Annotated in this window: 1 protein-coding gene; it reads left to right on the top strand. The window is 51.3% G+C overall.

Features of this window, described 5'->3' with window-relative positions:
• Positions 1-251: 251 nt before the first annotated feature.
• Positions 252-1500, top strand: a 1249-nt coding sequence (locus FUA23_RS22140; protein ID WP_147932955.1) for a hypothetical protein, incomplete at its 3' end; no start/stop codon positions are given.

Below are 1500 nucleotides of genomic sequence, written 5' to 3'. Positions count from 1 at the left end.
TAGGGTGTTCCGTCTGTTAGCTCCTGCCCACGCCTGATTCTGTCCTTTGTAAAAGTGTGCTCGCAATCCAGTAGCTTTGAGTTGCGAGACAAAAAACACGGATGCGAGCACGACTCAAAGCTAAGGTACAACGATGGAAAAGCACAGCTCTTACCGCTACTAAATCCCGTCGCTTACTCCAAGCCCGCCTACGGCGGAGCCAAAAGCGGGTGACCCGATTGGAAGCCGAAAACGCTATCCTTCAAGCCAAAATGGCTCCGTTGAAAGTTGAGGGCCACACTTACCCCGCTCAACTCATTGCCATTGCGGTCTTCATTGTCGTCCATGGGAAGGGGTCATTGCGTTGCGCAGCCAAGACAGTTGGCTTTGTCGCTCAACTATTAGGCTGGGAATACGGCACACCTAGCCATTCCAGCGTCCGACGTTGGGTCTTACGTCTGGGGTTGTACCAGCTCGAATACGCCACGGAGTACGTGGGCAACTACATCGGCTTACTCGACGAAAGCATTCAGATCGGTCGCGAAAAACTACTCTTGCTGCTAGGCTTAAAATTCGATCCTAATTGTAAACGTGGTAACCCCCTGACGGGCGACGACGTGGTGGTACTCGGCATGGAAGTTCAACAATCCTGGACGGGCGAACTCGTAGCCGCATTTCTACGGCGTAATCTGGCCCGCATGCCCCAGCTCAAGTTAAAATACTGCATCACTGATGGAGGTACTAATTTGGCTAAAGCCCTTAGAATACTGGGTTTGGATGCTGTAGGCGACTGTACGCACGTGATGATGAACGCAGTCAAAAAGGTACTTTCTGATGACCCCGTATTGAGTCAGTTGTCGGCAGATATTGGTCAGCTACGCCGCAAACTAATGCTCACCTCCGAAGGTTTTTTGCTACCGCCAACCCTGCGTGACAAGGATCGCTTTTTGCGTATCTTTACCATCGTCCATTGGGTTGAGCGCATCGATTCAATTTGGGCCAATCTTCCCGAAAGCAGTCGTAAAAAGCTGCACTTTATCGATGCGGCGCGGGCGCGGGTGCAATGCATGAAACAGCTCAAGACCCTGGTCGAACTCACCGCTGGCATCCTCAAAGGAGCTGGCCTGAGTACCATCAGCCGGAAAAAATGGGAGCAAGCCATTACGGGCTTCTCCAAAAAGTATACGTTGAACGAGGAGTCCAAAACTTTTATCTCAAAGGTGCGTCAGTTCTTTATCGATCACGAAGCACTGATAGGTAAATACCAACGGCTGGTGTGTTGTACCGACATCGTGGAAAGCACCTTTGGTCGATACAAGAACAAGGGAGGCTCTCCGACAATCAGTGCCGACGTACTCTCCATCGCCCTGTACGGGGTTGAAATCAAACCAGGACTGGTCCAAAAAGCCTTATCATGTGTATCTTATCAGGCGGTACACGACTGGGAAACCCAGTACGTCTGCGAAAATCGATACGGGTTGGTCCGCCGTATGAATCGGGAGCTAAAATCAGCGGCGGCTT

Origin of the sequence: Neolewinella aurantiaca, from assembly GCF_008014675.1 — a bacterium.
In the GTDB taxonomy this organism is placed as follows: Bacteria; Bacteroidota; Bacteroidia; order Chitinophagales; family Saprospiraceae; genus Neolewinella; species Neolewinella aurantiaca.
Note: the sequence above shows the minus strand (reverse complement) of the source record. Positions and strands in the feature narration are given on the sequence as shown.